General features: G+C 69.2%; 34 protein-coding genes and 1 pseudogene. 12 read left to right on the top strand and 23 right to left on the bottom strand.

Annotated features, from left to right (window positions below; translation table 11 throughout):
• Positions 1 to 89 precede the first annotated feature (89 nt).
• Positions 90 to 1,169: a redox-regulated ATPase YchF gene (ychF, locus tag A3CQ_RS0120350; protein WP_026205935.1), complete on the top strand. Its 1,080-nt coding sequence runs from the start codon at positions 90 to 92 to the stop codon at positions 1,167 to 1,169.
• Between the two features lie 18 nt (positions 1,170 to 1,187).
• On the opposite strand, the gene A3CQ_RS0120345 is transcribed toward ychF, so the two are convergent.
• Entirely contained in the window at positions 1,188 to 1,769 is a 582-nt protein-coding gene (locus tag A3CQ_RS0120345; protein ID WP_026205934.1) for a Uma2 family endonuclease, read from the bottom strand.
• 35 nt (positions 1,770 to 1,804) lie between these two features.
• On the opposite strand from A3CQ_RS0120345, the gene A3CQ_RS0120340 reads away from it, so the two are divergent.
• Positions 1,805 to 2,227, top strand: coding sequence for a nucleoside 2-deoxyribosyltransferase domain-containing protein (locus A3CQ_RS0120340; RefSeq protein ID WP_281171501.1), 423 nt, complete (start codon positions 1,805 to 1,807; stop codon positions 2,225 to 2,227).
• On the opposite strand, the gene A3CQ_RS0120335 is transcribed toward A3CQ_RS0120340, so the two are convergent.
• Positions 2,201 to 2,656 carry a GNAT family N-acetyltransferase gene (locus tag A3CQ_RS0120335; protein ID WP_020512792.1) on the bottom strand — a complete coding sequence of 152 codons (456 nt, stop codon included), beginning with the start codon at positions 2,654 to 2,656 and terminating at the stop codon, positions 2,201 to 2,203. The two genes, A3CQ_RS0120340 and A3CQ_RS0120335, sit on opposite strands and share 27 nt — an antisense overlap.
• A 67-nt stretch (positions 2,657 to 2,723) precedes the next feature.
• Between A3CQ_RS0120335 and A3CQ_RS0120330 the strand changes: the two genes are divergently transcribed.
• Complete coding sequence (locus A3CQ_RS0120330) at positions 2,724 to 3,317, top strand: TetR/AcrR family transcriptional regulator (RefSeq protein WP_026205933.1); 594 nt, start codon at positions 2,724 to 2,726, stop codon at positions 3,315 to 3,317.
• Here the strand turns inward: A3CQ_RS0120330 and A3CQ_RS53490 are convergent.
• From A3CQ_RS53490 to A3CQ_RS0120300, 6 genes are all read right to left on the bottom strand, one after another.
• On the bottom strand, positions 3,296 to 3,541 hold the full coding sequence (locus tag A3CQ_RS53490) for a hypothetical protein (RefSeq protein WP_211216655.1): 246 nt from the start codon (positions 3,539 to 3,541) through the stop codon (positions 3,296 to 3,298). The two genes, A3CQ_RS0120330 and A3CQ_RS53490, sit on opposite strands and share 22 nt — an antisense overlap.
• Before the next feature lie 65 nt (positions 3,542 to 3,606).
• The gene (locus A3CQ_RS57590) at positions 3,607 to 4,482 is read right to left on the bottom strand and encodes a helix-turn-helix domain-containing protein (protein ID WP_157296108.1); all 876 of its coding nucleotides are present in this window, start codon (positions 4,480 to 4,482) and stop codon (positions 3,607 to 3,609) included.
• A gap of 28 nt (positions 4,483 to 4,510) precedes the next feature.
• A complete protein-coding gene (locus A3CQ_RS0120315) occupies positions 4,511 to 4,729 on the bottom strand; it encodes a hypothetical protein (protein WP_020512788.1) in 219 nt (72 codons plus the stop codon).
• 361 nt (positions 4,730 to 5,090) lie between these two features.
• Positions 5,091 to 5,573: an SRPBCC family protein gene (locus A3CQ_RS0120310; RefSeq protein ID WP_020512787.1), complete on the bottom strand. Its 483-nt coding sequence runs from the start codon at positions 5,571 to 5,573 to the stop codon at positions 5,091 to 5,093.
• Positions 5,566 to 5,907 carry an ArsR/SmtB family transcription factor gene (locus A3CQ_RS0120305; RefSeq protein WP_026205931.1) on the bottom strand — a complete coding sequence of 114 codons (342 nt, stop codon included), beginning with the start codon at positions 5,905 to 5,907 and terminating at the stop codon, positions 5,566 to 5,568. The genes A3CQ_RS0120310 and A3CQ_RS0120305 overlap by 8 nt, the downstream gene beginning before the upstream one ends.
• Positions 5,908 to 5,978: 71 nt before the next feature.
• Entirely contained in the window at positions 5,979 to 6,443 is a 465-nt protein-coding gene (locus tag A3CQ_RS0120300) for a MarR family winged helix-turn-helix transcriptional regulator (RefSeq protein WP_020512785.1), read from the bottom strand.
• Positions 6,444 to 6,511: 68 nt separating this feature from the next.
• On the opposite strand from A3CQ_RS0120300, the gene A3CQ_RS0120295 reads away from it, so the two are divergent.
• From A3CQ_RS0120295 to A3CQ_RS0120280, 4 genes are all read left to right on the top strand, one after another.
• Positions 6,512 to 7,075 carry an NADPH-dependent FMN reductase gene (locus A3CQ_RS0120295; protein WP_020512784.1) on the top strand — a complete coding sequence of 188 codons (564 nt, stop codon included), beginning with the start codon at positions 6,512 to 6,514 and terminating at the stop codon, positions 7,073 to 7,075.
• Between the two features lie 460 nt (positions 7,076 to 7,535).
• On the top strand, positions 7,536 to 7,946 hold the full coding sequence (locus A3CQ_RS60945; RefSeq protein WP_020512783.1) for a G5 domain-containing protein: 411 nt from the start codon (positions 7,536 to 7,538) through the stop codon (positions 7,944 to 7,946).
• 26 nt (positions 7,947 to 7,972) lie between these two features.
• Entirely contained in the window at positions 7,973 to 8,806 is an 834-nt protein-coding gene (locus A3CQ_RS0120285; RefSeq protein ID WP_020512782.1) for a nucleotidyltransferase domain-containing protein, read from the top strand.
• Entirely contained in the window at positions 8,803 to 9,543 is a 741-nt protein-coding gene (locus A3CQ_RS0120280) for a Type 1 glutamine amidotransferase-like domain-containing protein (protein WP_020512781.1), read from the top strand. The genes A3CQ_RS0120285 and A3CQ_RS0120280 overlap by 4 nt, the downstream gene beginning before the upstream one ends.
• On the opposite strand, the gene A3CQ_RS0120275 is transcribed toward A3CQ_RS0120280, so the two are convergent.
• Both A3CQ_RS0120275 and A3CQ_RS0120270 read right to left on the bottom strand, forming a co-directional pair.
• The gene (locus A3CQ_RS0120275) at positions 9,531 to 9,893 is read right to left on the bottom strand and encodes a PH domain-containing protein (protein ID WP_020512780.1); all 363 of its coding nucleotides are present in this window, start codon (positions 9,891 to 9,893) and stop codon (positions 9,531 to 9,533) included. The genes A3CQ_RS0120280 and A3CQ_RS0120275 overlap by 13 nt on opposite strands.
• A gap of 25 nt (positions 9,894 to 9,918) precedes the next feature.
• Entirely contained in the window at positions 9,919 to 10,242 is a 324-nt protein-coding gene (locus A3CQ_RS0120270) for a 4a-hydroxytetrahydrobiopterin dehydratase (protein WP_020512779.1), read from the bottom strand.
• A gap of 182 nt (positions 10,243 to 10,424) precedes the next feature.
• Between A3CQ_RS0120270 and A3CQ_RS0120265 the strand changes: the two genes are divergently transcribed.
• The gene (locus A3CQ_RS0120265; RefSeq protein WP_020512778.1) at positions 10,425 to 10,847 is read left to right on the top strand and encodes a (deoxy)nucleoside triphosphate pyrophosphohydrolase; all 423 of its coding nucleotides are present in this window, start codon (positions 10,425 to 10,427) and stop codon (positions 10,845 to 10,847) included.
• On the opposite strand, the gene A3CQ_RS0120260 is transcribed toward A3CQ_RS0120265, so the two are convergent.
• Together A3CQ_RS0120260 and A3CQ_RS0120255 are read right to left on the bottom strand one after the other, a co-directional pair.
• Positions 10,836 to 12,368 carry a long-chain-fatty-acid--CoA ligase gene (locus A3CQ_RS0120260; RefSeq protein WP_020512777.1) on the bottom strand — a complete coding sequence of 511 codons (1,533 nt, stop codon included), beginning with the start codon at positions 12,366 to 12,368 and terminating at the stop codon, positions 10,836 to 10,838. The two genes, A3CQ_RS0120265 and A3CQ_RS0120260, sit on opposite strands and share 12 nt — an antisense overlap.
• Positions 12,365 to 13,537 carry an acyl-CoA dehydrogenase family protein gene (locus A3CQ_RS0120255; protein WP_020512776.1) on the bottom strand — a complete coding sequence of 391 codons (1,173 nt, stop codon included), beginning with the start codon at positions 13,535 to 13,537 and terminating at the stop codon, positions 12,365 to 12,367. Before A3CQ_RS0120255 ends, A3CQ_RS0120260 begins: the two co-directional genes overlap by 4 nt.
• A gap of 63 nt (positions 13,538 to 13,600) precedes the next feature.
• Here A3CQ_RS0120255 and A3CQ_RS0120250 point away from each other — a divergent pair, with 63 nt between their 5' ends.
• The 4 genes from A3CQ_RS0120250 to A3CQ_RS0120235 are packed head-to-tail and all read left to right on the top strand — an operon-like array spanning position 13,601 to position 17,281.
• The gene (locus A3CQ_RS0120250; RefSeq protein ID WP_026205929.1) at positions 13,601 to 14,230 is read left to right on the top strand and encodes a TetR/AcrR family transcriptional regulator; all 630 of its coding nucleotides are present in this window, start codon (positions 13,601 to 13,603) and stop codon (positions 14,228 to 14,230) included.
• Complete coding sequence (locus A3CQ_RS0120245; RefSeq protein ID WP_020512774.1) at positions 14,227 to 15,636, top strand: aldehyde dehydrogenase family protein; 1,410 nt, start codon at positions 14,227 to 14,229, stop codon at positions 15,634 to 15,636. The genes A3CQ_RS0120250 and A3CQ_RS0120245 overlap by 4 nt, the downstream gene beginning before the upstream one ends.
• Positions 15,633 to 16,721 carry an alcohol dehydrogenase catalytic domain-containing protein gene (locus A3CQ_RS0120240; protein WP_020512773.1) on the top strand — a complete coding sequence of 363 codons (1,089 nt, stop codon included), beginning with the start codon at positions 15,633 to 15,635 and terminating at the stop codon, positions 16,719 to 16,721. Before A3CQ_RS0120245 ends, A3CQ_RS0120240 begins: the two co-directional genes overlap by 4 nt.
• A gap of 2 nt (positions 16,722 to 16,723) precedes the next feature.
• Entirely contained in the window at positions 16,724 to 17,281 is a 558-nt protein-coding gene (locus A3CQ_RS0120235; protein WP_020512772.1) for a DUF6886 family protein, read from the top strand.
• Here the strand turns inward: A3CQ_RS0120235 and A3CQ_RS0120230 are convergent.
• The 11 genes and pseudogenes from A3CQ_RS0120230 to A3CQ_RS62175 form a co-directional block, all read right to left on the bottom strand.
• A complete protein-coding gene (locus A3CQ_RS0120230) occupies positions 17,256 to 17,858 on the bottom strand; it encodes a TetR/AcrR family transcriptional regulator (protein ID WP_020512771.1) in 603 nt (200 codons plus the stop codon). The two genes, A3CQ_RS0120235 and A3CQ_RS0120230, sit on opposite strands and share 26 nt — an antisense overlap.
• On the bottom strand, positions 17,855 to 19,057 hold the full coding sequence (locus A3CQ_RS0120225; protein ID WP_020512770.1) for an acyl-CoA dehydrogenase family protein: 1,203 nt from the start codon (positions 19,055 to 19,057) through the stop codon (positions 17,855 to 17,857). Before A3CQ_RS0120225 ends, A3CQ_RS0120230 begins: the two co-directional genes overlap by 4 nt.
• Positions 19,057 to 20,049: a phosphotransferase family protein gene (locus A3CQ_RS0120220; RefSeq protein WP_020512769.1), complete on the bottom strand. Its 993-nt coding sequence runs from the start codon at positions 20,047 to 20,049 to the stop codon at positions 19,057 to 19,059. Before A3CQ_RS0120220 ends, A3CQ_RS0120225 begins: the two co-directional genes overlap by 1 nt.
• Positions 20,046 to 20,825, bottom strand: a complete 780-nt coding sequence (locus tag A3CQ_RS0120215; protein WP_020512768.1) for an SDR family oxidoreductase — start codon at positions 20,823 to 20,825, stop codon at positions 20,046 to 20,048. Before A3CQ_RS0120215 ends, A3CQ_RS0120220 begins: the two co-directional genes overlap by 4 nt.
• Positions 20,822 to 21,565, bottom strand: a complete 744-nt coding sequence (locus A3CQ_RS0120210; RefSeq protein WP_020512767.1) for an SDR family oxidoreductase — start codon at positions 21,563 to 21,565, stop codon at positions 20,822 to 20,824. The genes A3CQ_RS0120215 and A3CQ_RS0120210 overlap by 4 nt, the downstream gene beginning before the upstream one ends.
• Positions 21,566 to 21,635: 70 nt before the next feature.
• The gene (locus A3CQ_RS0120205) at positions 21,636 to 22,901 is read right to left on the bottom strand and encodes an ABC transporter substrate-binding protein (RefSeq protein WP_020512766.1); all 1,266 of its coding nucleotides are present in this window, start codon (positions 22,899 to 22,901) and stop codon (positions 21,636 to 21,638) included.
• Positions 22,898 to 23,920: a branched-chain amino acid ABC transporter permease gene (locus A3CQ_RS0120200; RefSeq protein WP_020512765.1), complete on the bottom strand. Its 1,023-nt coding sequence runs from the start codon at positions 23,918 to 23,920 to the stop codon at positions 22,898 to 22,900. The genes A3CQ_RS0120205 and A3CQ_RS0120200 overlap by 4 nt, the downstream gene beginning before the upstream one ends.
• Positions 23,917 to 24,795 (bottom strand): branched-chain amino acid ABC transporter permease, encoded by an 879-nt coding sequence (locus A3CQ_RS0120195; protein ID WP_020512764.1) that lies wholly within the window; start codon positions 24,793 to 24,795, stop codon positions 23,917 to 23,919. Before A3CQ_RS0120195 ends, A3CQ_RS0120200 begins: the two co-directional genes overlap by 4 nt.
• A gap of 1 nt (position 24,796) precedes the next feature.
• Positions 24,797 to 25,510: an ABC transporter ATP-binding protein gene (locus A3CQ_RS0120190; RefSeq protein WP_020512763.1), complete on the bottom strand. Its 714-nt coding sequence runs from the start codon at positions 25,508 to 25,510 to the stop codon at positions 24,797 to 24,799.
• The gene (locus A3CQ_RS0120185; protein WP_020512762.1) at positions 25,507 to 26,214 is read right to left on the bottom strand and encodes an ABC transporter ATP-binding protein; all 708 of its coding nucleotides are present in this window, start codon (positions 26,212 to 26,214) and stop codon (positions 25,507 to 25,509) included. The genes A3CQ_RS0120190 and A3CQ_RS0120185 overlap by 4 nt, the downstream gene beginning before the upstream one ends.
• A 125-nt stretch (positions 26,215 to 26,339) precedes the next feature.
• Positions 26,340 to 26,751: pseudogene (locus A3CQ_RS62175) on the bottom strand (hypothetical protein); the annotation flags it as partial.

Genomic DNA, 26,751 nt, shown 5'->3' with positions numbered 1-26,751 from the left:
TGCGCTCTCTCGCCTCTCAACGCTGGCGGGATTCGGACATGACCGTCGGCCGGGGTGATCGATTCGACGGCTGCGTAAACTGGGTGTCCGTGAGCCTCACCATCGGAATCGTCGGCCTGCCGAACGTCGGCAAGAGCACCCTCTTCAACGCCCTGACCAAGAACGACGTGCTCGCCGCGAACTACCCGTTCGCGACGATCGAGCCGAACGTCGGCGTGGTCGGGCTTCCCGACGAGCGCCTGGAGAAGCTCGCCGAGCTGTTCCACAGCGACAAGGTGATCCCCGCGCCGGTCAGCTTCGTCGACATCGCGGGCCTGGTCCGCGGCGCGTCGAAGGGCCAGGGCCGTGGCAACGCGTTCCTCGCCAACATTCGCGACGCCTCCGCGATCTGCCAGGTCGTCCGCGCGTTCTCCGACCCGAACGTGCTGCACGTCGACGGCAAGATCTCGCCCGCCGACGACATCGAGACGATCAACACCGAGCTGATCCTGGCCGACCTGCAGACGGTCGAGAAGGCCCTGCCCCGCCTGCAGAAAGAGGCGAAGCTCAAGAAGGACCGCGCGCCGGTCGTGGCCGCCGCCGAGGCCGCGTTCAAGCTGCTCAACGACGGTGTGACGCTGTACGCGGGCGGGCAGGACATCGACGTCTCCCTGCTGGCTGAGCTGCACCTTCTGACGGGTAAGCCCTTCCTGTACGTCTTCAACGTCGACGAGGCCGAACTGGGCAACGCCGCGTTCCTCGACGAGCTGCGCGCCCTGGTCGCCCCGGCCGAGGCCGTATTCATGGACGCGAAAATCGAGTCCGAGCTGATCGACCTGCCGCCGGACGAGGCGATGGAGCTCCTCGAGTCCACCGGCCAGACCGAGCCCGGCCTCAACCAGCTGATCCGGGTCGGCTTCGACACGCTCGGCCTGCAGACGTACCTCACGGCCGGCCCGAAAGAGGCCCGCGCCTGGGTGATCCCGGTCGGCGCGACCGCCCCCGAGGCCGCCGGCGTCATCCACAGCGACTTCCAGCGAGGCTTCATCAAGGCCGAGATCGTCAGCTACGACGACCTGATGACGGCCGGCTCGATGGCCGCGGCCAAGGCGGCCGGCAAGGTCCGCATGGAGGGCAAGGACTACCTCATGAAAGACGGCGACGTCGTCGAGTTCCGCTTCAACGTGTGACGGACATGGGCGCCCGGCTCAGTTCTTGCGGCCGGGCACCAGCCCATCCAGATCAAGTTTGATCGCGAACGGCGTCGTGGTGCGCAGCTCACCCCGATGGATTCCGGTCGGCACGTACGACCGCGTGGGGTCGTCGAGTTCGTAGGCGTGGACCACCGGTGCTCCGCCCTCGTCCTCGACACGCCAATAGTTCGCAATGCCGGCTTCCGCATATTTGCGCAGCTTGACGTTACGGTCGCGGTGCGCGGACTCCGGTGAGACCACCTCCACGACCAGAAGGGTCTCTTCAGGCGTGTAAAAGGTGCGGGACGGATCGTAGGGTGCCCTGGCCGCCAGGAGATCAGGTTCCGGGCGGTTCCATTTATCGAGTCGGATCGTGATTTCCCGATCAACCTCGATGCCTTCAGGCGCCTGGTCGGTAAGTGAGTTCACCAGCGCGGTGATCATCCGGGCATGCCAGACCCGCTGGGGGGACATCATGAAGACCAGCGCGCCATCGATCAACTCGGTGTGGCGCGGCGCCTCGGCAATCTCGTCGAGGTCCTCGGAGTACCAGCCCTCGGGGCGAGGGGGCCGCATCCACTCGGGCACCGCAGTCATGTCGCCACGGTAGCACTCGGTGACGATGGCTTCGGCTGCCTGAACTCAGCGTCGAAGCGGTTGAACGGCGACGAAACCCGGTCGAGTATCCGCGTCCGGTCTGGCCGGCCGTCTCCAACCCGCGTCGCTCGCTTTACACCATGGGCGACGACGCCGAGGGCGCCCGGCAGATTCGCTGGGAGTTCGACCATCTCGTGCTGGCCGACGCCGTTCTGTTCTGGTTCTCCTTCGAGACGACACAACCCATCGTTCGGTACGAGCTGGGGCGCTGGGCCGCGTCCGACAAGCCGCTGGCGGTCGGCGCCGACCCGGCCTGCGAGCGTCGCTTTGACGTCGTCCAACAACTCGCACTCGCGCGGCCCGGCCTGACCGTCCACGCCGAACTCGAGTCGACCTGCGCTGCCACGGCCGAGTTTCGCCTCGACGCCTGGCTAGAGGGCTCGCTCGAAGCAGAGTGACAGGTCGGAGCCGATGTAGACGCCGTAGAGGGGGATGGGGCGGTAGCCCTCGCGCTCGTAGAAGCGGATCGCGTCGGGCTGGGCCGGGCCGGTTTCCAGGCGCAGGGTGTGCCAGCCTCGGGCGCGGGCCTTCTCCTCGAGGACGCGCAGCAGGGCGGTGGCGACGCCGGAGCCGCGGTGGGCGGGCTCGACGTACATGCGCTTGACCTCGGCGCTGTGGTCGTCGAGACGGCGGAGGGCGCCGCAGGCGACGGCGTGGCCGTCGGGCGCGACGGCTACCAGGAAGACGTCGATGTCGGTGGACGAGGGGGCGGCGCCGGGCTCGTGGTCGTCGCTGCCGTAGCGCTCGTCGAGCTCGGCACGCTGGGCCGTGCGCAGCGCGACGCCGGCCGCGTCGTCCCAGGTGCGTTCCTCGATCGTCCAGGTCATCGTGCATCCCCTTTCTCGTAACGAGCGTTACGGTAACATCTGTTACGGATACCGAGGAAGGAGACGCGTGTCACGTACGGCGGATCGGCCCGCTCAGGGCGAGGCCTTGTCCCGTGCGGTCTGGGAGGTGCTGGCTGAGCAGGGCCTCGAGCGGCTCACGGTGCGGGCCGTGGCGGCCGCGGCCGGCTGCACGACGGGCCTGGTGATGCACCGGTTCCCCAACCGGCGAGCGCTGTTGCGGCACGCGCGCGAACTCCTGCACGAGACTTCCCGCCGGCGCGTCGAGGCGCTGGAGGCGTCGGCCACCTCACCCCGGGAGGCGCTGCGCGCCGTACTCCGGCAAGGGTTGGCGATCGACGAGGAAACCATCAGCGGAAGCGTTGTCTGGATCGGCTTCCTGGCCGCGGCGTTCGCCGACGACGAGCTGATCGAGATCCACCGCGGCAACAACCGCCTCTGGCGCGAACGCCTGGAACGACTCGTCGGCGGGGCGGCGCCGAACTGGTCGCCCGAACGTGTGTCCACTGTCGCGTTGGCCCTGAGCGCGATGGTCGAGGGCGCGGCCGCCTTCGCGGCCGCCGATCCCGCCGCCTACCCGGCGGCGACGCAGGAAAGGATGCTGGACGCGGCCCTGGAGGCCTACGGGCTGGCGAACGGCTGAGCGGAGATACCCGCGATCAGATCCTCGGGGATCTCCACGAGAAGCTCATCCGGTGCGAGGGTGACGTCGGTTTGTTCGACGGGAACGGCACGGCCTTGAATGACGAACGTGCCGCGGGTTGTCCGATAGATCGCGGGGCAGGTTCCGCCGCCGCACGACACGATCGGGGTCAACGTCATGCGTTGCTGATCGCCGGCTGGGATGGGTGCATCGAAGTCGCTCATTCACCCAAAGTAAGGAGATTCCGGCGACGTCGGCAAGAGGCTTATTTATCGACGATGATCGATCATTATTCGCCTTCGCGCTGGATGAGGCGCAGGTAGTGCCGTAGATGCCGCTCCAGGATGGGTTCAATGTCGGTAGTCGCGGTGCCGGCGTAGAGGTCGAAGATCTGCCGAAAGGCGCGGTTGTAGCTCTTCCCCTGGGAAATGGTTGCCGTGTTGAAAAGATCGATGAGCAGCGCGGTCTCGTCGAGCAGCGTAAAACCGTGCAGTGGCGCAATGGGCCAGACGGCCTCGAGCGGAATGATCGAAAGCGTGACGTTCTCCTGATTCGCCACCTCGCGGATGCGTTGAATCTGGGCCGGCATGAACTCGGGCGGGCACAGCTGATTGATCAGGGCGGCCTCGCCGAGAATGAAATGGAATGACCGGGCCGGATCGGTGAGGATGACCTGGCGCGTGATCCGTTCCGACACCGCGATCCAGATGGACTCCGCCAGCGACCTGGTTCCGTGCAGTTGCTGGAAACCGGTCAGGATCGCTCGTGCGTAGTCGCTGGTCTGCAGGAGCCCGATGACGATGTCGGGTTGAAAGACGCGGATCTCCCGTGCCTTCGCTTCCAACTCGCCCAGGACCTGCTGGCGCTTGCCGAGCGAGGTGGGGCCCGGCTTCAGGTCGGTCATCAGGTCGTGCGCCCGCTCGGCGGTCACGACCAGGCGCTCTATCTCCTCCGTCGAGGCGCCGAGGGCCTTGGCGACCCGACGAACGTTCTCGGGGTCGGGCAGGCCGATGTCCCGTTCCAGGCGGGAGATGGTGGGCTGGCTCAGTTTTACCATCCGGCCCAGCTCGGCGCCCGATATGCGCTTCGCCTTCCGGAGGCGGGCCAGGGCGGGGCCGACGGTCTCGTGCTCCTGCGCGGGGGTGCCCGGGCCGCTCTCGCTCACCTCGGGCACCTCCGCATCGCCGACCGTCCTAGTTGCTCGACCGCGACAGTTTCGCCAGAAGCTCGGCCGGGATCTCGACGAGCGACTCGCCCTCCGGCACGACGACGCCGGCATGCGCGGCGTCGACAGGGTATCCCTGGATGATCAGAGTGCCGCGATCGCTTTCGTAGATCGTCGGACAAGTGCCGCTGCCGCAGAGACTGGTGACGATCTTCAACCCATGGGTGGCCACGAGAATCTTTTCCATTCACGTCGTTGTGTATAGACAAGCGCGCGGACATCGTTTATAGGTGGGACGGATCATTATCCCGCGCCAGGAAGCGATCCGCTACCCGGCTTGTGGCCATCTGGCAGATTGCTCCGTTGCAGGCCGCGATGAGTCTCGAAGGGTGGGTGGTGGCCCGTTTTCGCGCCCGATGAATTATGCACGAGAAGCTGCATCGCCGATGAGACACTCGAATAACGGTGGTCGATCCGATTCAGCCGTTGCGGCGGCGGCCGTGGCGATCTGCGCGCCGGGCGGGGCGTGCGGTGGGTCGCCCGGGGGAGGGGGACGGCCGGCCGCGTCACACGCGGCCGGCCGTGGGGCAGATCAGGTAGTGCTGACGTCAGAGGGACGCCGCCACCTCCTCGAGGGCGTCGTACGACTGCTGCATGCCGGACTCCATGCCCGAGTCGATGACCATGTCGCGGATGGTCTTCTCGTGGTAGTCGCAGAGGGCCTCCAGGTACGTCCGGCCGTCCTTCTCGGTCAGGGTCACGGTGACCAGGCCCGCGGTGCCGTCGGGGTCGGGGACGCCCTCGAAGGCCTCCGTGTTGACCAGCCGGGTCGGCACGTCGATCTCGCGGAACTCGCCGTGGAAGGCCACCTCGAAACCGCCGTTCGCGGTCATGACGTAGCGCCACTGGCCGCCGACGCGCAGGTCGACCACGACGCTGGTCACCGTGCCCTTCTTGCCGGCCCACCAGCGCTTGATGAGGTCGGGCTCGGTGTACGCCCGCCAGACGTGGTGGCGGGGCGCGTCGAACTCTCGGGTGATCAGGATCTGGGTGTCGGACGGAAGTGTCACCTTCGCCGTGCCTTCAGTCATCGGAATCCTCCTCGCTGAGTTCCGTCAGGATGGTGTCCATCAGGTCGAACCTTTCGTTCCACATCTGCTCGTACGCCCGCAGCCAATCGCGGATCGGGCGCAGCGGCTCGGCGTTCAGCCGATAGAGCCGCTGGCGGCCCTCGTCGCGGACGCGCACCAGGTCGACCTCGCGCAGCACGCGCAGGTGCTTGGAGACCTGGGGCTGGGCGAGACCGAGCTGGGCCACCAGGTCGTTGACCGGGCGCTCGCCCTGGGCCAGGAGGTCGAGGATCTGCCGCCGGCGGGGCTCGGCCACCGCGTTGAACGCATCCGTTGTCGTCGCCGCTCGTGCCATGCGGCAATCGTATACCCATAACGGAATACGTCAAGGCGCGTGCTCACCTCGTACGGGCAAAGGGTCTTGTTTCAGGCCTCGCCGGCGATGGCGTTCAAGGCCTTGGCCAGCGACTGCAGGTCGAGGTCGCCCAGGTGGTCGAAGATGCGCCGGCGCACGCTGGCCAGGTGGGTCGGCCACGCCTCGCGCAGGCGGGCGAGGCCCTTCTCGGTGAGCACGGCGTTCCAGCCGCGGGCGTCGTCCTCGCACTTGATGCGCTGTACGTAGCCGTGGGACTCGAGCTTGGCCGCGAGCCGGGTCATGCCGCTCAGCGACATGTCACAGGCCTGGGCGAGCTCGCTCATGCGCATGAGGCCGTGCTCGGACTCGGAGAGGTTGCGCAGCACGCTGTACTCGCTCGCGGTCATGCGCTGGCCCTGCTCGAGATCGTGGTTGAGCGCGCGGGGCAGCACCAGCATGAGGCGGCCGAGGGCACGCATCACCGCCTCCTCCTCCGCGCTGAGCGGAAGGACCCCGGCGGGTGTTGTGGCGGACATGACATTGATCCTACGGCGGGCGTGCCGCACTATTTGCTTGACGAAGCAAAAAACTAGGAGCGCCAGATATGACCAAGATCGGAATCATCCTCGGGAGTACGCGGCCGGGCCGCAACGGCGAGGCCGTGGCCAAGTGGGTGCTCGACATCGCCTCCAAGCGGACCGATGCCGAGTTCGAGCTGGTCGACCTGCTCGACTACAACCTGCCCCACCTCGACGAGGCGGTCCCGCCGTCGATGGGGCAGTACAGCAAGCCGCACACGCTGGCCTGGGCCGAGAAGATCGGCTCGCTCGACGGCTTCATCATGGTCACGCCGGAGTACAACCACTCGACCTCGGGCGCGCTCAAGAACGCGATCGACTTCCTGTTCGCCGAGTGGAACAACAAGGCGGTCGGGTTCGTCGGCTACGGCTCGGTCGGCGGCGCGCGGGCGGTGGAGCACCTGCGGCTGATCGCGGGCGAGCTCATGCTGGCCGACGTGCGGGCGCAGGTCCTGCTGTCGCTGGCGCAGGACTTCGAGAACTACAGCCTCTTCCTGCCCAAGGAGCAGCACGAGCAGGCCCTGACGACGGTGATCGACCAGGTCGTGGCCTGGAGCAAGGCGCTGGAGCACCTCCGCAAGGCTGCTTGATCGGCTCGCCAGTGCGGCCCGGGATGCTTGCGTTCCGGGCCTCGCACTGGAGAATGCTCTGGTGCAAAACCAGACAACTAGTGACTCATGGCAGCAACTGCTCGAAATGCCACGAAAGTCTTGGTGGGCCAGGCTGCCGTTCGGGGTGCGGATGGCGGCCGGCGCCAGCGCCGTTCTCGCGTTGATCGGCGGTGGGGTCGTGGGCGTGGCGGCCCTGTCGCAGAACGAGCAGAAGGAAGGACCCCGCATCGTCACCGAGGTGGGGGTGGCGGCTCCGGCGCCGTCGGCGCTGTCGCCGGCCCAGCGGGAACCATCCTCACGCCTTAGGCCAAAAAATACCTATAAAGCGGACGAGAGGGTGGCGCGACCGGCGGCTCCCGTGCCGGCCTCGACGACGACGGCCGCTCCCGCAGATCGGACAAATCCGGTATCGGCGCCGGCTTCACCGAGCCCCCAGCCCGTGCAAACGACCCGCACCGAGGTGGAGACCAGGGAGATTCCGTACGAGACCCGACTCGTACGCGACCCCGCCCTCCCCCGCGGCGCCAAGAAGGTCGAGACCCAGGGCGTCCCCGGCGTCGAGACCCTCCACTACCTCGTGACGCTGACCGACGGCCGGCCGACCGACCGCAAGCTGATCGACGCCGTCGTGACCCGCCAGCCCCAGCACAAGGTCGTGGCACTCGGCACCCAGAACCCGCGCCGCCCCGCGCACAGCAGCAACTGCGGCGAGGCGCTCAACTTCTGCGTGCCGCTCGGCCGGCACGCGATCTGCCCCGGCGACGGCCGCGAGGAGGACGCCACGGTCCCGATGCCCGACCTGGTCCTGAGCTCCGACGATCTCGGGTATCTCGAAGGGCTGGCCTGCTGACGCGCTCGCGGGGAAGACTGGAAACCGTGCCGCTGACCGAAGCACGTCTGATCGAGGTCGCCCAGCGCGTCGCCGAGGTGCCCGGCGTGGTGGGAATCGTGCTCGGCGGCAGCCGGGCCCGTGGCTCGCACGCCCCCGACTCGGACACCGACGTCGGCCTCTACTACCGCTCCCCGCTCGACGTCGACCGGCTCGACCGGCTGGCCAAGTCGATTGCCGGCCCGACCGCGATGGTCACGGCGCCGGGCGGCTGGGGCCCGTGGGTCGACGGCGGCGGCTGGCTCAAGATCGACGCTCACGCGGTCGACTGGATCTACCGCGATCTCGATCGGGTGCTGGCCGTCTGGGCCGATGCCGAGCGCGGCCGGTTCGGGTTCCATCAGCAGACCGGCCATCCGCTGGGATTCCCCGATTTCGCGTACGTGGGTGAGCTCGTCCTCAGCCGCATTCTGGCCGATCCCACCGGCGAGCTGGCCGAGGCCCGCGACCGGATGCGTGTCTACCCGCCGAAACTGTCCGAGGCGCTGGTCGCCGGCCTGTGGGAGGCCGACTTCCTGGTGGCCGGCGCCCGGAAGGCGGTCTCCCGGGCGGACAGCGCCTACGTCGCGGGGTGCCTGTTCCGCGTCGTCGGGGTCTGCGCGCACGCCCTGCACGGCGCCGCCCGCAAGTGGCTGATCAACGAGAAGGGCGCGGTGGCCGCCACGGCCGCGCTGCCCGGCGCGCCCGAGCGGTTCCGGGAGCGGGTCGACCAGGCGTTCGCCGGATTGGACGGCGACCCGCTGCACCTGACCGCGGCCATCGACACCGCCGCCGATCTCGTGCTCGACACCGCGGACGCGTGCGCCATGATGATCCGGTGACTGCCGACGCGCCCACGATTCTCGCCACCAGCGCCGGGTTCCGGCGTGGCCCCCGCGGGCCCTATGACGTCCACATCGGGCCGATCCACCGGTTCGCCGCCGAGCTGTCGGGCGCCTCGAATCCGCGGATCTGCGTGCTCGCCCAGGCCACGGGCGATCCGCAGACTCTGATCGGTGCGTGCTATTCGGCGTTCGCGGGCACCGAATTCCGCCCGTCCCATCTGGCCCTGTTCCCGATGCCGAACGTCGCGGACATCCGCCAGCATCTGCTGGAGCAGGACATCATCTGGGTCGAGGGCGGCAGCGTGGCCAACCTCTGCGCGGTCTGGCGGGCGCACGGCCTCGAGGCGATCCTGCATGAGGCGTGGCAGTCCGGCGTCGTGCTCGCCGGCATCTCGGCCGGCTCGATCTGCTGGCACCAGGGCGGCAGCACCGACAGTTACGGGCCGGAGCTGCGCGCCTTCACCGACGGGCTGGCCTGGCTCCCGTACAGCAATGGGGTGCATTACGACGGCGAGGAGCAACGCCGGCCGAAGATGCACGAGCTGATCGCGGCGGGCACGCTCGGTGACGGGTACGCCACCGACGATGGCGCCGGCCTCTATTACCGCGGCACGTCTCTGCACGAGGTCGTGGCCGACCGGGAGGGCCCGCGGGGGTACGAGCTGAAGCGGGCAGCGGACGGCTCGGTCGTGGAGACGCCGCTGCCCACGAGGCTGCTCGCCTACGACGCGTAGTGCAGGATCACGTTGTGCACGTGCTGGGTCTTCTCCACCCCGCGGAACTCGACCTCGTGCTGGTGCGTGCCGACGGTGATGACGATGGTGCCGGACGAGAAGAACGAGCCGGCCCAGCTCTTGTTGCTCACCACGCTGACCGAGCTGATCTTCGAGTACGGGATGCTCGTGATCGCGACGCGCTTACCGACGAAGGACTTGTCCTGGATGATGACGCGCCGGTTGGTCAGGCCGATGAAGCCCGTGCCGGCACCGATCGCGTCGTAGACGGCGATGATCTGCTCGCCGTCGAGGAGGCCGCTCTCGATCTGCTGGAGCTGACCCTTGTTGTCGAAGATGACGTCGCTCATGGCCCCAAAGCCTAGCGAGCCGGCTCTATGGCGTGGTCTGGGTCGTCCCGATGACCGTGCGGTAGAAATCCTCGATCCGGGCGGCCAGGGTTACCTCACCGTCCGTGATGGCGTCGCCGTCGCGGGAGCCCAGGCAGATCTGTGTGTGACCGTCGAGGCGCCGGATGCTGGGGCGTATGTGCAGTGTGTCCGCCGCCACCTTGATTCGTTCCGTCAATGCGGCATGCTGACTTTCGTCGCATGCCAGCTCGCGCTTGAGCTGAACGCCGTCGCGCGTCCAGCCGGACAGCAGAGCAAGTGCGTCGCTCAGATAGTCGGTGCCGTTGGCCCGACGTCTTCTGGCCCGCATCGCCGCACCCCCTAGGCGTCGTTGCCGGCTTGTGGCCAAACTGTCGCCGTGTCGTCATGGTCGGTGCCCACAGTCTTGTCTTCCGCGACAAGCATGTCCACGCCCACATATACGTGTTTGCGTGACGATCGGGACGGCTTGGACAACCTGAACGGTGAACTTTTATGGGAAGCTCTGATCTCATGCCGGGGGAACAGCACGTCAACGCCGTGAAGTCACGCAAGGTAATCGTGGCAGCGGCGATCATCACTGAGGGTCGCGTGCTGGCCTGCGAGCGTTCGGCGCCGCCCGAGGTGGCCGGCCGATGGGAGTTTCCCGGCGGCAAGGTCGAGCCGGGCGAGACCGACGAGCAGGCGCTGGCCCGCGAGTGCGTGGAGGAGCTCGGCGTACGCGTCGAAGTAGGCGCCCGGATCGGCCCCGACGTCACGCTCGCACACGGCCGCGCGGTCCTGCGCGTCTTCGCCGTCCAACTGCTGGACGGCGACGAGCCGAGAGCCCTCGAGCACACGGCCATGCGCTGGTTGTCCGCGGACGAGCTGGACTCCGTCCACTGGCTGCCCGCGGACAAACCGATCGTCGCCGCCCTGCCGCCGCTACTGCTCTGAGTAGGTCTTGCGCAGCTCTCGCTTCAGGACCTTCATGCTCGGGCCGAGCGGAAGCGCCTCGGCGAAGCGGATCTGACGCGGGTATTTGTGCTTGCCGAGCTTCTCCCGCGACCACTCGATGAGCTCCTCGGCCGTGACGCCACCCGGGTCGGGCACCACCACCGCGCAGATCTCCTCGCCGTGCACCGGATCGGGTACGCCGATCACCGCGACCTGGAGCACGGCCGGGTGCCGGGCGAGCACCTCCTCGACCTCGCGCGGGTAGACGTTGAAGCCGCCCCGGATCACCAGGTCCTTCTTGCGGTCGACGATCGTGATGAACCCCTCGTCGTCCTTGGTGCCCAGGTCGCCGGTGCGGAACCAGCCGTCGACGATCGCCTGCGCGGTCGCCTCCGGGTTGTTGAGGTAGGCCGCGAAGACGTTGTGCCCGCGGATCACGATCTCACCGAGCTCGCCGTTCTCCATGAACTCGATCCGCTCGTCGATCTCGGGCCGGGCGATCTCCACCTCGACGCCCCAGATCGGGTGGCCGACGGTTCCGGCCCGTACGCCGAACGCGGGTTGGTTGGTGGTGGCGGTCGGCGACGTCTCGGAGAGGCCGTATCCCTCGAAGATGGTCGCGTGGAACGTCTCGTTGAACTTCTCGAGCACGGCCACCGGCAGTGACGCGCCGCCGGAGACGCACAGTCGCAAGGCGGGCAGCCGGTCGGCCTTCGCCGCGGCCTCGAGCAGCCCGATGTACATGGTCGGCACGCCGTGGAAGATGGTCACGTTCTCCCGGACCATCAGGTCGATGGCGGCCTCCCCGGTGAAGCGGGCCAGCAGCACGATCGTGCCGCCCATCCGGAAGGTGCCGTTCATCCCCACGGTCTGGCCGAAGGTGTGGAACAGCGGCAGGCAGCCCATCACCACGTCGTCCTCGTACAGCTCGTGGATGTCGAAGACGTTGACGACCGTGTTCATCACGAGGTTGAGGTGGGTGAGCAGGGCGCCCTTGGGCTTGCCGGTGGTGCCGCTCGTATAGAAGACGACCGCGATGTCTTCCGCCTCGCGACTCACGTAGGTCCGCAGTGGCGGAACGGCGGCGGCCGCGTCTTCGAGCCGGCGTACACCTTCGACCGCGGGCCCGACCGAGACGACGTCGACGCCGGCGATCTTGGAGGCGGCTACCGCGTTGGCCAGCTGGCTCGAATGCGCGACCAGCAGCTTTGCCCCGCTGTCTCGCAGGACGTAAGCGTTCTCATCCGGGGTGAGGAGAAGATGCATCGGGACGATCGTGGCGCCGACCGCGAGCGTCGCGTAGTAGACCCGGGGGAAATCGGCGAGGTTGGGGATCTGGATCGCGACCGTGTCGCCCGGGCCGATGCCGAGCTCGCGCAGGCCGGCCGCGTACGCGAGGGTCTGCCGCCACAGGTCGCGGTAGGTGATGCGCTCGGTCGTGGCGCTGTCGATCACGGCGAGCTTGTCGGGATATTTCCGGGCCGCTTCAGCCAGGACGGTGGCCAGCGACAGTTGTGTCATGCGAGGTGCCCTCCGATTTTGGTGTAGCCACGAAGCAGGTCTCTCGAGATGATCAGGCGCTGCATCTCGTCGGTGCCCTCGTAGATCCGCATCAGGCGGACCTGCCGGTACCAGCGCTCGATCGGGAGCTCGCGGGTGTAACCCATGCCGCCGTGGATCTGCATCACCCGGTCCACGACCCGGTTGACCATCCCGGCGCCGTACAGCTTCGCCATCGATGAAGCGTGCCTGGGGTCCTCGCCTTGGTCAACGGTCCAGGCGGCGCGCAGGATCAGCCAGCGGGCCGCCTCCAGCTCGACCTCGGAGTCGGCGATCATCCACTGGATCGCCTGGTTCGTGCCGATCTTGGCGCCGAACGTCTCGCGGGTGTTCGCGTACTCGATCGCCATGCCCAGGGCCCGCTCGGCGATGCCCAGGGCGTTGGAGGGGATCAGGTAACGGCCCTTGCCGATCCACTTCATGCCGAGCTCGAAGCCCTGGCCGATCTCGCCGAGGATGTTGCGGTGCGGGACGCGAACGTCGGAGAAGATCAGCGAGGCCGGGCCGCCCTCGCCCATGGTCTGGATGAACTCGGACCGCCAGCCCATCGAGCGGTCGACCAGGAACGCCGTCGCCCCGCCGTTGCTCGCCTTGCGGGACGGGTCGGTCACCCCGACCACGATCGCGAAGTCGGCGTCGTTGCCGTTGGTGATGAACGTCTTCTCGCCGTTGAGGACCCAGTCGTCGCCGTCGCGGACCGCGCGCAGCTTGATGTTCGCGGCGTCGGAGCCCGCGCCCGGTTCGGTGATCGCGAAGCAGGAGATCCGCTCGCCCTCGATCGTGGGCAGCAGGAACTCCTCCTTCTGCGCGTCATTGGCGTAGTAGAGGATGTTGTCGGCCTCGCCGCCGAACTTGAACTGCACGAAGGTGCGGCCCACCTCGGTCCAGATCAGCGACTGCAGCACGGCCGGAAGGTCCATCCCGCCGTACTCCTCGGGGGTGGAAAGGCCCCAGAAGCCGAACTTCTTGGCCTTCTGCTGAAGCTCGCGCAGCTCGCTGAGCTCCAGGCCGGGCTGGTGCCGGCGCTCGCGGAGCAGCGCCTCCTGCTCCAGCGGCACGACCTCTTTGGTGATGAACTGACGAGCGGTATCGCGAATCGCACGTTCCTCGTCGGTGAGCGAGAAGTCCATGTCGCTTAAACTAGCGGCGTAAGTTTTAGCACGTCCAGTGCGAATTCCTGGGAGATCGCTGAAATGGCCCGACCGAGGCAGCCCTTGCTGACCCGCGAGCGGATCGTCGATGCCGCATCTTCGCTGGTCGACAAGGAGGGACTGGACGCGCTGTCCATGCGCCGGCTCGCCACCGAGCTCGGCGTCCAGGGCCCGTCGCTGTACAACCACTTCGCCACGAAGGCCGACATCGTCGACGCCGTGGCCGACGCGGTGATCGAGCGGGTCGACCTGTCCGCCTTCGGGACCTGTGACTGGCCCGAGGCGCTGCGCCGCTGGGCGAGGTCCTACCGCCAGGTCCTCACCGAGCATCCCAACGTCGTGCCCGTCCTGGCCAGCGGTCCGGGCCGCCGTCCCGCCGCGCTGGCCATGGCCGAGGCCGTCTTCGGCGCGCTCGTCGACGCCGGCTGGCCGCCCGCCCGGGCCACCCACATCGGCGCGCTCATGCGCTACCTGGTGACCGGCTCGGCGCTCGGCTCGTTCGCGCTCGGCTTCGACATCGACCCCGCGCTGTACGACCAGTACCCGCATCTGCACCGCGCGCCGCTGCTGGCGGCGCATCATGAGGCCGTGGACGAAGGCGCCTTCCAGTTCGGCCTCGACCTGCTCATCAATGGCCTAGTCGCCCGACACGAGATGGGGATCCGCCGATGACCTCGCTAGACCGTCCGCACCTGTTCATCGGGGGCCAATGGGTGCCGCCCGCCGGGAACGAGACCATCCCGGTGGAGGACCCCGCGACCGAGACGATCATCGCGAACGTGCCGGCGGGCACGGCCGAGGACGTCGATCGCGCGGTTGCCGCCGCCCAGCAGGCCTTCGACGGCTGGGCCGGCCGGACGATGGCCGAGCGCGGCGCGGTGCTCGATCGCCTGCACACGGCGCTCGCCGCCAAGGCCGGCGACATCGCACGAACCGTGGGGCTCGAGCTGGGCACCCCGCTCAAGATCGCGAAGGCGGTACAGGCCGGACTTCCTCTCACGGTTCTGCGCGGCTACGCCGATCTTGCCGTACGCCCCGAGCCCGAGCAGACGATCGGCAACTCGCTGGTCGTCCACGAGCCGGTCGGGGTCGTCGGCGCGATCACGCCCTGGAACTACCCCCTGCACCAGGTCGTGGCGAAGGTGGCGGCGGCGATGGCGGCCGGCTGCACGGTCGTGCTCAAGCCGAGCGAGCTGACCCCGCTGGTGGCGTACCTGCTGTTCGATGCGGCCGACGAGGCGGGCGTCCCGGGCGGCGTGCTCAACCTGGTCACCGGCACCGGGCCCGTGGTCGGCGCGGCCATCGCCGGGCATCCGGGCGTCGACATGGTGTCGTTCACCGGCTCGACCGCGACCGGCCGGGCGATCGCGCACGCGGCCGCCGACCGCATCGCGAAGGTCGCGCTGGAGCTGGGCGGCAAGTCGGCCAACGTGATCCTCGAGGACGCCGACCTGATCAAGGCGGTGAAGGTCGGCGTCGGCAACGCGTTCCTCAACTCGGGTCAGACCTGCACCGCCTGGACCCGCATGCTCGTGCACCGCTCGCGCTACGACGAGGCGGTCGACCTGGCGGCCAAGACCGCGGCCGGCTACACGGTGGGTGATCCCTTCGACGAGGCGACCCGGCTGGGCCCGCTGGTCTCGCAAAATCAACAGGATCGCGTACGCGGTTTTGTCGAGCGCGCCGCCGCGAGCCTGGTCGCCGGCGGCCCGGACGCGCCACTGCCCGGCACCGGGCACTTCGTGGCGCCGACCGTCTTCGCGGACGTCGACCCGCAGAGCGAGCTGGCCCAGGAGGAGATCTTCGGCCCGGTCCTGTCGATCATCCCGTTCGCCGACGACGACGAGGCCGTGACGATCGCCAACAACTCCCGGTACGGCCTGGCCGGCGGCGTCTGGGGATCGGACGAGCGGGCCCTGGCCGTGGCCCGGCGGATGCGCACCGGCGCGGTCGACGTCAACGGGGGCGCGTTCAACCCGCTCGCCCCGTTCGGCGGATTCAAGCAGTCCGGCGTCGGACGCGAGCTGGGCGAGTACGGTCTTGCTGAGTTCCGTCAGGTGAAGGCGATTCAGCGATGACTACTTACTTCAACGGGGTCGTGGTCCGTTCCTCCGGCGCCCGCCCCGAGGTGGCGGAGCTGCGGCTGCCCGAGATCGGCCCGGGCCAGGTGCGGGTGCGCGTCCGCGCCGCCGGCGTATGCCACTCCGACCTGTCCATGGTCAACGGGACCCTGCGCGTCCCGTACCCCCTGGTGCTGGGGCACGAGGCCGCCGGCGAGGTGATCGAGGCCGGCGAGCACGTGACCCGGGCCGGGGTCGGCGACCACGTGGTGCTCAACTGGCAGCCGCCCTGCCGCGACTGCTGGTTCTGCCTGCACGGCGAGCCGTGGCTCTGTTCGACATCGTCCGGCGTCGCGGCCCTCGAGAACGGCATCACCCTCGAGGGCGCGCCCGTGCACGTGGCGCTCGGGCTGGGCGCGTTCGCCGGCCAGGTCGTCGTCCCGGAGAACGCGGTGATCCGCGTCCCCGCCGAGCTCGGCTTCGACCGGGCGGCCCTGCTCGGCTGCGGCGTGCTGACCGGGACCGGCGCGGTGCGCAACACGGCCCGGGTCGCCCCGGGCGAGTCGGTGGTCGTGATCGGCCTGGGCGGCGTGGGCCTGTCGGTGGTCGCCGCGGCCCGCGCGGCCGGCGCCTCCGAGGTGATCGCCGTGGACGTCACCGAGGCCAAGAAGGGCCTGGCCGAGGCGGCCGGCGCCACCGACTTCGTCGTCTCCTCGGACACGCTGTCCAAGGAGATCCGGGTGCGCACCTCGGGCCGCGGCGCCGACCACGCCTTCGAGTGCGTCGGGCGGAGTGTCACGATCCGCGCGGCCTGGCGGGCCACCCGGCGCGGCGGCGTGGTGACCGTGGTCGGCATGGGCAGCAACGAGGACATCGTTCAGCTGTCCGCATTGGACATCTTCTCCTCGGCCCGCACCCTGCGCTCGTCCGTCTACGGTGGAGCCGACTTCGACGCGGAGATCCCGCGGCTGGCCGCCGACGTCCTCTCCGGCGCGCTCGCGGTCGACCACCTGATCTCCGACCGCATCGGCCTGGCCGACGTGCCCGCGGCGTTCGACCGGATGGCCCGCGGCGAGGGCGCCCGCTCGGTCGTCGTCCTGTAGCGGTGCGGCCCGCGCCCGGAGAGGTCCTGCATTTCTCGGAGGACCCCACGATCACGCGGTTCGTCCCGCACGTGGCCGCCACGTCGACGGAGCCCACGCCGTACGTGTGGGCCGTCGACCGGCGCAACGCGCCGAGCTACTGGTTCCCGCGGCAATGCCCGCGCGCGATGGCCTGGGTGGGCCGCCGCACGACGGACGCCGACCGGGACCGCATCATCGGCGCCGGCTGCGGCGACCGGGTCCACGCGATCGAGTACGCCTGGCTCGACGCCATGCGCACCACGACGCTGTACGCCTACCGCCTCCCGGCCGGCCCGTTCGAGCCGATCAGCAGCCCCGGCGCCCAGCCGCACGCGATGGTCGCCACCGAGCCGGTCACCCCGCTGGTACCACCCGAGCCGGTCGGCAACCTGATCGACTGCCACGCGGCCGCCGGCATCCAGCTGCGCCTGCTCGACAACCTGTGGCCGTTCTGGGACGAGGTGATCGCCAGCACGGTCGGCCACAGCGGCATCCGCCTCCGCAACGCCCAGGTCAGGCCGGCGTCAGCAGGGCGGTGAGGGTGCGGGCCAGGGCGGCGCGGGAGGCCGCCACCGACAGGTTCATGGTCTCGCGCCAGGTGTTCCAGGTGCCCGACATGCTGACCGCGGTCATGGCGTTCAGCAGGCCCTCGTCGCCGTCGATCTCGGGGGCGAAGAGGGTGGCCAGCTCGTCGCGGGCGCGGGCCATGTGGGCGCGGCGGTAGTGCTGGAGCGTCTCGGAGAAGGGCTCCTTCAGGGCGGAGGCCTTCGAGTTCGGAGCCAGCTGCTCCAGCAGCCGGGAGCGCTGTTTCGTGTACGCGTCGATCCGCTCCGGGAGCGGCAGCTTCGTCGACACCGGGCGGTGGCTCTCGGCGGCCTGGCGCAGCACGCGCTCGCCGCTCGCCGCGAAGAGCGCCTCAAGATCGGAGAAGTGGCTCCACAGCGCGCGCAGCGACACCCCGGCCTGCTTGGCTATCCGCTCGGCGGTCGGCCGCAGGTCGCCCTCGCGGATCAGCTGCAGGTGGGCGTCGACGATGGCGTTGCGGGTGCGTTCGGAGCGCGCCGTCCGGCCGTCGACGCGCTGCGGGGAGGCCGGCGAAGCCGGGGAAGCGGTCACGAGTCACTCCGATAGCGGTTCAGCTCGCGCCGGGCCAGCGACCGTTTGTGCACCTCGTCGGGGCCGTCGGCGAGCCGCAGGGTGCGCGCGTGTGCCCAGAGCGACGGGAGCGGCGTGTCCTGTCCGACGCCGGCCGCGCCGTACGACTGAATGGCTTTGTCGATGATCCATTGTGTGGTCGAGGGCGCCGCGATCTTGATGGCCTGGATCTCGGTGTGCGCGCCCTTGTTGCCGACCGTGTCCATCAGCCAGGCCGCCTTCAGCACGAGCAGGCGGGTCTGCTCGATGCGCACCCGCGACTCGGCGATCCAGTCCTGCACCACGCCCTGCTCGGCCAGCGGCTTGCCGAACGGGGTACGGGCGAGCGCCCGCGTGCACATCAGCTCGAGCGCCCGCTCGGCCATGCCGATCAGCCGCATGCAGTGGTGGATGCGGCCCGGGCCGAGGCGCGCCTGCGAGATCGCGAACCCGCTGCCCTCCTCGCCGATCAGGTTGGCCGCGGGCACGCGTACGTTGTCGAAAATGATCTCGGCATGCCCACCGTGATCGCCGTCGGTGTAGCCGAAGACCGTCATCCCACGCTTGATCTGCAGGCCGGGGGTGTCGCGCGGCACCAGGATCATGCTCTGCTGCACGTGTCGCGCGGCGGACGGGTCGGTCTTGCCCATCACGATGAAGATCTTGCAGTTCGGATTCATCGCGCCGGAAATATAGAATTTATGCCCGTTTATGACGTAGTCGGAACCGTCGCGCTCGATGCGGGTGCCGATGTTGGTGGCGTCCGAGGAGGCCACGCCCGGCTCGGTCATCGCAAAGGCCGAGCGGATCTTTCCCTCGAGCAGCGGCGTCAGCCACTCCTGTTGCTGGGAAGGCGAGCCGAACTCGGCGAGCACCTCCATGTTCCCGGTGTCCGGAGCGGCGCAGTTCAGCGCGGCCGGCGCGAGCGACGGGCTGCGGCCGGTGATCTCGGCGAGCGGCGCGTACTGGAGGTTGGTGAGGCCGGCGCCGTGCTCGCCGGGGAGGAACAGGTTCCACAGGCCGGCCGCTCGGGCCTTTTCCTGCAGTTCGGGGAGCACCGCGGGCGGTTCCCAGCCGGAATGCGTGGCGAGGGTGGGCTCGGCCGCAAAGACGTGCTCGTCCATGAAGGACAGCAGCCGTTTGCGGTAGTCCTCGGTCTTCGCGTCGAAGCCGAACTCCATCAGTTCCCCTCCAGCGCTTCGTGGCCGCGCATCACGAGCGGCCCCACCAGGTTGCCGATCGACTCGAAGCCCCCACCGACCGTCTGGCCCTGAACGTAGCGGTAATGCACGCCCTCGAGGATCACCGCGAGCTTGAATGCGGCGAAGGCCACGTACCAGTGCAGGTCGCTCACGTCGCGCCCGCTGCGCCCGGCGTACCGGTCGCTCATCTCGCGCAGCGACGGATGGCCGGCGACCTTCATCGGCACGGTCGACCGGCCGCCGCTGACCTGCAGCGGAAGGCCGGCGTAGACGAGCATGAGGGCCACGTCGCTGAGCGGGTCGCCGAGCGTGGACATCTCCCAGTCGAGCACCGCGTTGATCTGCAGCTGGTCGCCGATCAGCACGTTGTCGAGCCGGTAGTCGCCGTGCACGACCGTGCCCGGGCCGCCGGCCGGGATGTCCACGGCCAGCCGGGCGTGCAGCTCGTCGATGCCGGCGACGTCGCGGCTGCGGGAGGCGTCCAGCTGCTTCTTCCAGCGGCTCACCTGGCGCTGGTTGAAACCTTCGGGGCGGCCGAAGTCGGCGAGGCCGATCGCCGCGGGGTCGAGCGCGTGCAGGTCGGCGAGGGTGTCCACGAGCGCGAGGACCAGGCCGTGCAGCCGCTCCGGACCCAGATCCGACAAGTCGGATTCTTCCCGATAGATGTGGCCGTCGACGTGTTCCATGAGGTAGAACGGGGCGCCGATGACCGAAATATCGGTACAGAGCAGGATGGGTCGCGGGGCGGGGAAGCCGGCCTTGGAGAGCGCCTCCAGGACGCGGTGCTCGCGGACCATGTCGTGCGCGGTCGGCAGGACATGCCCGAGCGGGGGACGGCGCAGCACCCATCGCTTCTCGCCGTCCGTGACCGCGTACGTCAAATTGGATCTGCCACCGGCGAACATGCGGCCGGTCAGCTCCTGGGAGGAACCGAGGTAGGCCTGCAGCGCGGCGAGGTCGAGGCCCTTCATCGGCGACCGTCCTCGAACGCGCGCTGGATCTTGTTCATCCCGCCGAGCCACCGATCGGTGTCGGTGGCCCGCAGCGCGTAGTAGTCCGCGACCTCGGGGTGCGGCAGGATCAGGAAACTGTCGCCCTCGACCGCCTTCGCGGCGACCGCGGCCACCTCGGCCGGTTCGAGCGCGCCCTCGGCGAGCATCGCGGCACTCGCGCTCTCCCGGTCGTTGCCGCGGGTCAGCATGTCGGTGCGCACGCCCTGCGGACAAAGGGCCTGCACAATCAAACCCCGATGGGCGTACGTCGCCCGGAGCCACTCGGCGAACGCGAGGGCGCCGTGCTTGGTGACCGCGTACGACGCGCTGCCCAGGATCGAGAGCAGGCCGGCGGCGCTGACCGTGACCAGCAGCCGTTTCGATTCACCCTGGTCGAGCCAGCGGGGCAGCAGGTGCCGGGCGACGTAGACGTGGGACAGCACGTTGACCGAGAAATCCCTGGTCCACGCGGCGTCAGGGGTGTTCTCGTCACCGGCGGTGAGCACGCCGGCGTTGGAGCAGAACAGGTCGATGCCGCCGAGCTCGGCCCAGGCCGTGTCGATCAGGCGGCGGGTGTCGTCCTCGTTCGCGGCGTCGGCCGGGACCGCCAGGCCGCCGATCTCCGAGGCCACCGCCGTGGCCGCCCGGTGATCGAGGTCGCTGACGATCACCTCGGCGCCGTCGGCGGCGAACCGGCGGGCCAGCGCCGCGCCGATGCCGCCGCCGGCGCCGGTGACCACGACGCGCCGCGTCACTGCACCGACCCGGTCAGCGTGATGCCGCCGTCGATCACGACGGTCTGGCCGGTGATCCAGGCGGCGTCCGGCCCGCAGAGGAACGCGACCGTGCCGGCCACGTCCTCGGGCACGCCGAGGCGGCCCAGCGGATAGGTGGCCGCCACCTTTTCCTCGCGGCCCTCGTAGAGGGCGGTCGCGAACCTGGTCTTGACCACGGCCGGGGCGACCGCGTTGACCCGCACCTTGGGCGCCAGCTCGACGGCCAGTTCCTCGGTTAGGTGGATCAGCGCGGCCTTGGTCACCCCGTAGAAGGCGATCCCCGGCGCCGGGCGCACGCCGGAGACCGACGAGATGTTGACGATGGCGCCGCCCTCGGACAGACCGCCGCGCAGCGCCTCCTGCACCCAGCCGAGGGTGCCGAGCACGTTGACGTCGATCATCTTGCGGGCGGCGCCGAGGTCGAGCGAGCCGAGCGGCCCGTACGCCGGATTGATCCCGATGTTGTTGACCAGCGTGGTGATCGGCCCGAACTGGCCGAGCACCGTGTCGATCACGGCGGCCCGGTGGTCGGTGTCATCGCCCTTGCCGGGGATGCCGATCGCCACGTCGGGCCCGCCCAGGTCGAGTGCGGCCTGGGCGAGCGCCTCCGCGTTACGGCCGGTGATGGCGACCTTGTAGCCCTCGGCAACGAAACGTTGCGCGATGGCGTAGCCGATGCCTCGACTGGCCCCGGTCACAATCGCCACTTGGTCCGCCATCGCCGCTCCTTCGCGTCGCTGTGTCAACTTGTCGCCTCGTCAGCTTCGGATTTCCCGCCGACCCTTGACGCTACTGCGCCGGAGGAACGCCGTTCGCCGGAGGCGCGGCCGCTGTCCCCGAGTAGGGGGCGACGGCGCCGGCCGCGTCGTCGGTCGTGTACGGCGTCCCGAAGTAGGTCGCCTTGCCGCCGGTGAGCTTGGTCAGCTGCTCGCCCGCGTACCCCGAATGATCTTGCGCCGAGAAGCGCACCGGCACCAGCCCGGGCCCGGTGAATCCGCCCTTCTGCACGGCTTCGGTGAGCTTGTCGCGGGTCAGGTCCTTGCCGGCGCCCTGCAGCGCCTGGACGAACAGGTAGCCGACGGACATGCCGTACACGACGTTGTTGTCGAAGGTGGCGTTTCCGTTGTATTGGGCGTTGACCTTCTTGTAAAGCTGGATCCACGGGCTGGAATCGTCGGTGGCCAGCGGCAGGTAGTTGGCCGCCACCACGCCCTCGAGCAGCGGCGCCGCGGCGCCCAGCGTCTTGGCGAGCGTGGTCGGGTCGGAACCGACGTTGCTGACCACGAACTGCGGCTTGTAGCCGATCTTCGCGGCCGTTCCGATCGACAGCGCGGTGAAGCCGGGAATCGACGCGAGGACGACGACGTCGCAGGCCGCGGCCTTGAACGCGCCGATCTGCGGGCCGACGTTGGGGTTGGTCACCACGTACGTCTGCTTGGCCGTCACCGAGCCGAGGACCTGCTCGACGCCGGCCAGGCTGTCCTTGCCGAAGTCGTCGTCCTGGCCGAGGAAGCAGACCTTCTTGCCGGCGTACGTCTCCTTCACGTACGTCGCGAGGATCTTGCCCTCGACCGTGTAGTCGGGGTTGAACCCGAACGTGCCTGGATACTTGTCCGGCTGGTTCCACGTGCGGCTGCCGCTGGCCACGAAGAGGTCGGGCACCCGGTTGGTCTTGAGGAAGTCGAGTACGCCGGTGTGCGTCGGCGTGCCCAGCCCGTTGAGGATCGCGAACACCTTGTCCTGCAGCACGAGCTGGCGGACGACCTGCTGGGTGTTGGCCGGGTTGTAGCCGTCATCCATGATCTTGTACGTGATCTTGCGGCCGTAGACGCCGCCGTTCGCGTTGACGTAGTCGAAGTAGGCCTTCGTGGCCGGGGCGATCGACGAGTACCCGGCCGCGGCCGGGCCGGTGAGTGGCTGGTGCGTACCGACCAGGATCTCCGTGTCGGTCACGCCGGGGGTGTTGCTGCTGCTTCCACCACTGCTATTGCTGTTTCCGTTGCTGCAGCCTGCGGCCAGCAGCAGCGCGGCGAGGACGGTCGCGGTGCGTTTCATTCTTGGCCTTTCTGCTTGCGGATTTTTCTGGGGAACTTCATCGAGGCCAGCCCGCCGGGGGCGGCGAGCATGACGACGACAAGGACGACGCCGAAGAAGGTCAGCGCGAGGTTGCCCTCGAGGTGTTGCGAGCCGGCGTCCTCGGCGATCGACTGAGCCACCGAGGGCAGTGCCACCAGCAGGAACGCGCCGATCAGCGCGCCCGTCAGCCGGCCCAGGCCGCCGATCACGATCGCCATCACCAGGAACAGCGAGAGCGTGAGCGGGAAGGCGCCGGGGGAGACGCTCTGGGCGAGCACGGCGAAGAGGGCGCCGGACAGGCCGGCGCAGGCCGCCGAGACCACAAAGGCCAGGACTTGCGTTCGCGCGACGCCGACGCCCGCGAGTTTGGCGGCGGTCTCGTCGTCGCGCACCGCGCGCATGTCCCGGCCGAAGCGACCCCGGACGAGGTACGCGAGGAACAGCACGGTCAGCAGCGCGCCGGCCCAGCAGATCCACACCTGCCACTGCTCGACGGGGATCACTCCGGGTGGCGGGTTGAGGGCCACGGAGAGTCCCTGGTCGCTGTTGAACGTATTGTCGAAGGTGCTGGTGATGCTCGGCACGACCACCGCGACCGCGAGGGTCAGGCCGGCCAGGTACGGGCCCCGCAGCCGGGCCGCGGCCAGACCGATCACGCCCCCGGCCAGCGTCGTCACGACCACGGCGAGGACGATGCCGGGCAGCAGCAGGTTGAACCTGTCCTGCCACAGAGCCAGCGTGTAGGCGCCCGTTGCCATCAGCGCGCCGTGGCCGAGGCTGAGCTGGCCGTTGAGTCCGGTGAGGACGGTCAGGCCGGCGGTCACGCAGAGATACGCCCCGATGGTCGCCAGCTGGTAGTTCCGGAACGGCGGCAGTGTGTAGGTCAGGACGACGATGACGGCCGCGCCAACGAGCACACCGGCCAGCGGTACGAACCTGTTCTGGCGCGATTTTTGGCGATTTTTCGTCGTTGTCGCCAGGCGTTCGACGATCGTCATGCGGTCCTCGCCTTCGCCTTGGAGAACAGGCCGTCGGGGCGGCTCAGCAGCACCACCACCAGCAGGATCAGCACGGCCATCGGCGCCACGTTCGCGCCCAGGTAGCCACTGACGTACGTGAGCAGCAGGCCGACGACCAGGCCGCCGACCACCGCGCCGACCGGGCTGTCCAGCCCGCCCAGCACCGCGGCCGTGAACGCCGAGATGAACAGCAGGTCCATCGCGTTCGGGTGCAGGCCCAGCTCGGTGGGGATCACCAGCATCCCGGCGAGCGAGCCGACCGCGGCCGCCAGCGCCCAGCCGAGCGTCAGCATCCCGCCGACCGGCACGCCGAGCAGGCGCGACACGTCCGGCGCGAACGCCGCCGCCCGCATGCGCAGTCCGGTCGACGTACGCGTGAAAAGAAGCGTGAGAAGGACGACCACCGCGCCCACCGCGCCGAACACGAACAGGTCGAAGCGGGAGAGGAGCGTGACGCCGCCGATCTGGAAGGCGTCCCGGCTGAACGGCGCCTCGGCCGGTCGGTAGTCGTTGCCGTAGATCATGCCGAGCACGCCCTGGATGATCAGCACGAGGCCGAGCGCGACGACCACGCCGTTGAGCGGCGACGAATGGTCGACGAAGCGCATCACCACCCGCTCGACCACGGCGCCCAGCACGAGCCCGCCGGCGATCGCCACCACGAAGCCGAGCCAGTACGAGCCGGTCGCGCTCGCCACCGAATAGCCGACGTACGCGGTCGCGACCGCCATCGCGCCCTGGGCGAAGTTCACGATCCGCGCGGCCCGCCAGATCAGTACCAGGGCCAGCGCGAACGCCGCGTAGACCGCGCCGCGGCTGAGCCCGTCGAAGGTCAGATAGAGGAATCGGTCCATGTCAGAACCCCAGGTAGGCGTGCCGGAGATCGGCGTCGTCGGCGAGCTTGTCGGCCTTCTCCCGGGCCGCTATCCGGCCGAGGTTCAGCACGATGCCCTCGTCGGCGATCGACAGCGCGCTGCGCACGTTCTGCTCGACCAGCAGCACGGCCAGCCCGGTGCGGTCGCGCAGGTCGCGCAGCAGCCCCATGATCTGCGAAGTGATCTTGGGAGCCAGGCCCAGCGACGGCTCGTCGAGCAGCAGCAGGCGCGGCTTCGCGGCCAGCGCGCGGCCGATCGCCAGCATCTGCCGCTCGCCGCCGGAGAGCTGGTGTCCGAGGTGGTTCTTTCTCTGGGCGAGCGCCGGGAACAGGTCGTAGATCTCGTCGAGCGGTTCACGCGGCTTGCGCCAGAGCCCGCCGAGCCGCAGGTTCTCGTCGACGGTGAGCTCGGTGACCACGCCGCGGCCCTCGGGCACGTGCGCTATGCCGTGCCGCACCATCTTTTCGACCTTGACCCCGCGCAGGTCGAGGCCGTCGAACATCACCCGGCCGGCGGCCAAGGGCAACAATCCCGACAGCGTACGGAGGAGAGTCGTCTTGCCCGCGCCGTTGGCGCCCAGTACCGCGACTATCCGGCCGGCGCCCACGCTCAGCGTGACCTCGTGCAGCACCGGGGCGGCGCCGTACCCGGCGGTGAGGCCCTCGACCTTGAGCAGATCGCCTGCATTGCTCATGCGGCGGCTCCCAGGTAAGCCTCGGCGACCTTCGGATCGGTGCGGATCTCGCCGGGGGAGCCGAGCGCGATCGGCTTGCCGAAGTCGAGCACGAGGATCTCGTCGCAGACCGACATGACGAGGTCCATGTGGTGCTCGACCAGCAGGACCGTGGTGCCGGCGTCCCGGATCAGGTCCGCCAGCCAGGCGATCTCGTCGGGGTCGAGGCCGCCCGCCGGCTCGTCGAGCATGAGGATCCGGGGCTTGGCGGCGAGGGCGCGGGCCAGCTCGACCCGCTTGCGCTTGGCGTAGGGGAGTTCGGCGGGGTGGGCTTTCGCGTGCTCTGCCACGCCACAGCGCTCCAACGCCTCGTACGCATCCTCGGGTTTTGCCCGTCTGCTGCGGAGGCCGACCTGGACGTTCTCCAGGACCGTCATGCCGCCGAACTGGCCGACGCCCTGCAGGGTGCGCGCGATGCCGTGGCGATGGAGGTGATGCGGTCGCGGGCGCAACGGGCGGCCGTCGAGCGTGATCGCACCCGACTGCGGCGTCACGAACCCGCAGATGACATTGAAGAGCGTCGTCTTGCCGGCCCCGTTGGGACCGATGATCCCGACGATGCGGCCCGGCGGAACCCGCAGGGAGACATCGTCGAGCGCGAGGAGCCCGCCGAAGCGGACGGTTATGTGGTGGAGGGAAAGCCCCTGGTCATCGTGCGTTGACATGGTCACCTCGGCGCTGCGGACCGGTGGAGTCCTGAGTGGAGCGTGAAGGTCAACTTTTTACACTTGGAGTGTAACTTTCTGGGTCGCCGCGTCAACCGTTGCTTTTGTTCGATGCATATTCGATGTCACCTCGTGTTCATCCCGCGGCGTGGGGGGTTGTTCTCGGCCTTGTCGTCGACGTTGTCGTCGACGTTGTGGTCGGCCTTGTCTTCGACGACGAGCGGTGCCGCGACGCGATCATCCGGGCGCTGGGCTCGAACCCGGTCGATCTGGCGAGGCCCTGCACCCGGCTCGGGGCCGCGCTGCGGCATCTCGGCGCGGAGCGGGGTGGATCGGCTGGCCGGCGCGCGGGTTCGGCGCACGGGGTGGCGTCCGGCGTCGTCGGCCGAGCGGTCGGGCGTCGGCCTCACCGGGCGGCCGCGTTGCGCCCGCTCGGCGGCTGCGCGCGCTGGGGCCGCTGGGCGTGCGTTGCCCCCACCGGCCGGCCACGCGCTGGGCCCACCGGGCAGCCGCGCGCTGGGGCCGCTGGGCGTGCGT

Source organism: Paractinoplanes globisporus DSM 43857, from assembly GCF_000379645.1.
Taxonomy (GTDB): Bacteria; Actinomycetota; Actinomycetes; order Mycobacteriales; family Micromonosporaceae; genus Actinoplanes; species Actinoplanes globisporus.
This window is presented reverse-complemented; position numbering and strand designations above follow the sequence as displayed.